The organism is Photorhabdus hindustanensis (assembly GCF_002968995.1).
Taxonomy (GTDB): Bacteria; Pseudomonadota; Gammaproteobacteria; order Enterobacterales; family Enterobacteriaceae; genus Photorhabdus; species Photorhabdus akhurstii.
This window is the reverse complement of sequence record NZ_PUWT01000147.1, coordinates 1-4,559: the sequence shown is the minus strand read 5'-3', so window position 1 is coordinate 4,559 and position 4,559 is coordinate 1. Positions and strand designations below refer to the sequence as shown.

Genomic DNA, 4,559 nt, shown 5'->3' with positions numbered 1-4,559 from the left:
AGAACTGGCTTTTTGCGGGTTCCCTGCCCGCGGGACAACGGGCGGCCATGATAATGAGCCTATTGGAAACCGCTCAGGCCAACGGACATGAGCCCTGGGTCTGGTTACGTGATGTCCTCAGCCGGCTGCCTGTCTGGCCGAACAATCGGTTGAATGAGCTGCTGCCCTGGCCTGAGAATCCCTTCCGTTAACATCCCATTTTGTTGTTATCTGACAACGCAAGGTGAGTCCACCGGAACATTACTCTCAGTCAGCAAGAATACGCTCTATCGCCATATCCAGCTCGAGCGCCAGGCCGGCGGTGAGCTGTATCAGCAACTTCCTCATCGTGGAAAACGGTATAGCTATAATATCGGCCAACCTAAGCGTGGCCCCATTCCCAACCGCGTTGGTATTGAGCACCGCCCTGCAGAAGCTGACCTTAAACAGCAGCCAGGACACTTCGAAATTGACACCATTTTTGGCAGAGACCAGAAGTCATTTCTGCTGACAGTGGTCGATAAAGCCGTCAAGACGGTCTTTATTCGCAAACTCCCCAATAAGCGCGCAGAGACGGTGGTAGCGGCTTTCCGGGACATTGTCGCCAATACCTTCTGCGTGTTTAAAACTCTGACTGCCGACAACGGCCCGGAATTCGCCCGGCACGAGCAAATTACGCAAATCACCGGTGCGCAGGTCTACTTTGCCCGCCCTTACCATTCATGGGAACGCGGGTTGAATGAGCATACCAATGGGCTGATACGGCGTTTTTACCCCAAGGGTACAGACTTCAACCTGGTCACCCATCGCAAGATTGCTGCACTTGAACACATACTCAACACGCGAGGGCGAAAATCACTGGGTTATTTCTCCCCTAATGAGGTATTTTTAACGTACATACAGGCGGCATAAGCCTCTACCGTTTTGTTGCGTTTCGACTGGGAATGGGGCATTGTCCCAGCCCTGGTCTTTCAGTGTTTCTGAGGCGTAGGTGAGCCGGAACAGGTCGGATTGTGCGGCCAGATTGCCGCTGCAGGAGCGCCAGAGGTATTCAAGATGCTGGCGCAGCTTGCCAGCCGGCCCATGTTTGCGGCCGCATTCGAGTAACCACTGGATATCAATCGCCACGCTCCTAGGAAAGCGCTTTTGCTTCTGAGCGGTGGCCAACCAGCGGATCAGGAACAGGTTTTCGGCATAGGGTGTGCCGGCGATACCTTCCTGGCGCGACAGCCCCAGCGCCACCAGGGCGCAGAACGCCAGATGGCTGAGCGCTGAGGTGGTGTTCTCTGTGGTAACGGATTCGGTCTTGTCTGACAATGGCTGCCCTGCCCGTCGAATCGAAAGATTAATGGTGGATCTGCGCTAGGTCGTCAGCGGTCAGACCGGTCATCTTCATGACCGAATCGCGATCAAGGCCATTGGCCAGCATGGTACGGGCAACTTCGAGTTTGCCTTCATGTCGCCCTTTTTCAATACCGCGCTGTTCACCCAATTGGATACCTTTCTCTATACCCTTCTCAATACCCTTTTGTTCAAGCTGTTGTGCGATGGTCATCAGTTCATCCTCATGTTGCGGTACCCGCAGGGCCAGTTCGCGTACAAATGCCTGCGCATCCGCCGATTCACCGGCCTGGATAATATAGTGTATCAGCGAAATGACCTGTGGCGAAGACAGATAGCCGACCAGCAGAATGGCGGACAGTCTGTCCGTCAGCTCTGCCAGGTCGCGTTGGCGAATATGTTTCTGCTGCAGGGTCAGTGCGGCCATGCTGCGGTGGCCCATAATCTCTTCGTCGGGGATGACCGTCACATCAACCAGCGGAAAATCGCCGGTATACAGTTTCCCCGCCAACGCAGGGTCATCAAATTCCTGCAGCCAGTTGGTCGAGTACGGATACGGGCTGCGTTTACCCGTATAGAACAGCACCGGAATGACCAGCGGCAGCGTTTTGTGACCGGCCTCGAGGTGACGCTGCATAGCGGCTACAGCATATCGGATGAGGCGAAAGGCCATGTGTTTATCGGGGCTCGATTGGTGTTCGATGAGCACCATTACGTAACCGTCAGCGCCGGTAGTGGTTTTCAGGCTATAAAGCACGTCGCTGAAATACTGACGCAGGTCATCTTCGACAAAGGAGCCGGACTCCAGCTTCAGCGTACTGAGGTCGCAGATGGCCCGCAGTTCCGACGGCAAATGAATACCCATGAAGTCGCGGGCAATCTCGGGTTGCGTCAGAAATTGCCGAAATGTCGCATCGGGCTATCATAGCACGTTCGGCCTCAGGCTCACTATGGCTGAGCGAAGGCTTCACCCGCTCTCCGGGCAAGATGGCATCGGGATGGTGCAGTCGCCAGGTTTTTAATATCCGGTAGACGCTGGCCCTGCCAATGCCCAGCTGGCCGGCAACCGCTTCGCGGGTTAATCCGGCCAGCATCAATTCAATGACCTGCTGCGCTTTCGCCTGAGCGGTGGGTTTTCTTCCTTTATATGCTCCTTTGGCTTTTGCCCAGGCAATGCCTTCCCGCTGGAGTTCCTGGCGCAGGCGTGTCTCGAACTCGGCGAAGACGCCAAGCATATCAAGAAAAGCCTTACCGGAAGCGGAGGACGTATCAATGGCCTGCTCTGTCGCCCTGAGCTTGATATTTTGCCCTTCAAGCTCATGTACCAAGTTTTGCAGGTCACGAAGGCTGCGTGACAGACGATCGATACGGGTGACCACCAACGTATCCCCTTCCCGCAAGTAATCGAGGCAGTCATCGCGTGCCTGGCACCCTTCTTTCCAGCAACTGGTAGCGGGTTTTCCTGCAGGGTGGAATTTGTCTGCAGTCCCTGTGCCAACAGGGATTGGCGTTTGCTCTGCCCGCAGCCATAAAATCCTCATTCTTTGACGGTGATTATGCCGAAAACCCAGTCTGGCCGGGCGATCCCAACCCAATTGACCCTTCCTCAGTTCCAGAAATTTATCTTGCCCCACCTGGTCGCTCCACGCCGTGGTCCCGCTCTAAAAATAAGCAATTTTAAGATATTCAACTATATCCTGATGCTGCTTTACCTCGGCTGTCAGTGGAAAATGCTTCCCATCGACAAAGGCCCGGATGGCCGCCCTGAAATTCACTACACCCGGGTCTACGCCTCTTACCGGCGCTGGCTGACCCTCGGCTGTTTTGACTCCATCTTTACCGGCAGCGTCAGCCTGCTGCATCAGGGCGGGATGCTCGATCTCGCGGTTATCCACGGTGATGGTACGACCACCACGGCGAAAAAAGGCGGGGATAACATCGGCTTCAGCGGCCACAAAAAAATGAAGGGTGACAAAATCGTGGCCTTCTGCGACCGGAACTGCAATGTACTCGCTCCCTTCGTCACCGCTGCCGGTAAACAGAATGAATCCCCTTTGTTTCGTGAAGCCCTGCCCCGTCTGACTTCGCTGGCTAAAGCCCTGGGGCTCGACCTGCACGGCAGCGTTATCAGCCTGGACGGGGCGTACGACTGCCGGGCTAACCGCAAAGCCATTTTTAACCGGGGCATGGTGTCCAACATCAACGAAAACCCCCGGTGCCGGAAAACGATGAAACGTGGACGAAAGTGGATGTTTAACTCACTGATCTGCGTAGTTAACCGTATTGGCCGTGGTTACAGTTTTGAAGCGTTGCGAGCCAAAATCCTGTTTACGGAGGGTTTCCAGAAGGTCAGGAATCCTCACTATCAGCGTCAACTAATATCCGAAGGCGCTATGGGCAAAATGCCTTACTATGGCGTTGCGGAAAATTCCCCATCGAAAAATTACGGTGTCGATATATCAACACTGATTTATGAGATCGAAGCAGGGCATTTATAACCCTGTTTCAACCCTATATCTAATACAACGGCACGGAATATTTGAATTTAATGCCGGCTTCAAATGGTTTAATTTTAAACGACTGGAAGCAAATGCATCGCTTTGAAAAAAGAATTCGTTATACAGCAGAACGTAAGCGGTTCAGGGTAGTCAAGATACAGCTTAGAAGAATACGTAAAAAACACTCTGGGGACTATGAGCCTCATTTCGGTGTTAGGCGGGTATACATTCTCATGGCAATGGTTCAGATGATTATGGAAAAGTGCGACGAAAAGTCTCGCGTGCCAAAATGGGTAAAGCACTACATATACGACTGCTTTTTAAAAGTAAGGCCGGTTGTCATTCTGAGCATTGGTAATGTGCTATTCAAAGTATTGGCCGGTGTCGTACTCCTGGTATGTATTCTGATAATGCTACCTGTCCGCAGTGTATCGGTTTCCTGTCATAAGGTTGAACAAACGACGATTCACCACAAAACTCGACATGGGGTCCAGTGGAAGAACCCCCGAAAATGACGAGTTGTGTAACTACATTTAAGCGAAATCTTTTACTGTAGGGAAACTACGGATGCCTCTCCCATAAAGCCACCATTCCCCCGGCAATTATGGGGAAATGGAAGATCCTACCTACGGTTCCTTTTTGTCAAGTTGCGCTTTTATGTCACCAATCTTTTTTAAATCCTGCTCTAATATTGTTAACGAGCAGGTAACACAATATCTATCCCAACTTCTACCATTGCGG

At 52.5% G+C, this 4,559-nt stretch carries 3 protein-coding genes and 3 pseudogenes; 3 read left to right on the top strand and 3 right to left on the bottom strand.

Going from position 1 to position 4,559, the window contains the following annotated elements; all coding sequences use genetic code 11:
* Nucleotides 1–191 (top strand): transposase domain-containing protein (locus tag C6H66_RS24730; RefSeq protein ID WP_146111140.1); only part of this gene is annotated, 191 nt, incomplete at its 5' end.
* On the top strand, nucleotides 154–891 hold the full coding sequence (locus tag C6H66_RS24725; RefSeq protein WP_105397036.1) for an IS30 family transposase: 738 nt from the start codon (nucleotides 154–156) through the stop codon (nucleotides 889–891). The genes C6H66_RS24730 and C6H66_RS24725, both read left to right, overlap by 38 nt.
* Nucleotides 892–930: 39 nt before the next feature.
* Here C6H66_RS24725 and C6H66_RS24720 read toward each other — a convergent pair.
* From C6H66_RS24720 to C6H66_RS27860, 3 genes and pseudogenes are all read right to left on the bottom strand, one after another.
* A pseudogene (locus C6H66_RS24720) lies at nucleotides 931–1,296 on the bottom strand (DUF2913 family protein); the annotation flags it as partial.
* A gap of 28 nt (nucleotides 1,297–1,324) precedes the next feature.
* Nucleotides 1,325–2,215: an Rpn family recombination-promoting nuclease/putative transposase gene (locus C6H66_RS24715; RefSeq protein WP_105397035.1), complete on the bottom strand. Its 891-nt coding sequence runs from the start codon at nucleotides 2,213–2,215 to the stop codon at nucleotides 1,325–1,327.
* 115 nt (nucleotides 2,216–2,330) lie between these two features.
* Nucleotides 2,331–2,729 (bottom strand): annotated as a pseudogene (locus C6H66_RS27860) (recombinase family protein); the annotation flags it as partial.
* Nucleotides 2,730–3,575: 846 nt separating this feature from the next.
* Between C6H66_RS27860 and C6H66_RS27855 the strand changes: the two are divergent.
* Nucleotides 3,576–3,818 (top strand): annotated as a pseudogene (locus C6H66_RS27855) (ISL3 family transposase); the annotation flags it as partial.
* Between the last annotated feature and the right edge of the window lie 741 nt (nucleotides 3,819–4,559).

Excerpts from the sequence above, each read along its gene's own strand:
- C6H66_RS24725 (WP_105397036.1), top strand. The coding sequence starts at position 154 with ATGAGCTGCTGCCCTGGCCTGAGAATCCCTTCCGTTAACATCCCATTT.